Source organism: Salinimicrobium oceani (genome assembly GCF_012037645.1).
Genome location: NZ_JAAVJR010001123.1, coordinates 1 through 357, shown reverse-complemented (window position 1 = coordinate 357; position 357 = coordinate 1). Strand labels below are relative to the sequence as shown.

Genomic DNA, 357 nt, shown 5'->3' with positions numbered 1-357 from the left:
TATGAAGCGAATATCCGAAGGGAAATGGAACCTTTTACAGATGTGCCTATCGTTTTCATGTCTGTTCTTACAAAGCAAAGGATCTTTAAAGCTATAGAGACAGCAGTTGAAGTGTATAACAACCGCAGCAAAAAGATCAAGACCAGTGAGCTTAACGAGGAAATGCTGCCGCTTATTGAAGCTTATCCGCCGCCAGCATACAAAGGAAAATATGTAAAGATCAAGTTCTGTATGCAGTTGCCCACTCCGCAGCCGCAGTTTGCATTTTTCTGTAATCTCCCGCAGTACGTAAAAGATCCTTATAAAAGATTCATAGAGAATAAACTGAGAGAAAAGTTCGATTTTACAGGAGTTCCA

1 pseudogene is annotated in these 357 nt (G+C 40.3%); it reads left to right on the top strand.

The features are described 5' to 3' along the window. Window positions 1–357 (top strand): annotated as a pseudogene (locus tag HC175_RS21080) (ribosome biogenesis GTPase Der); the annotation flags it as partial.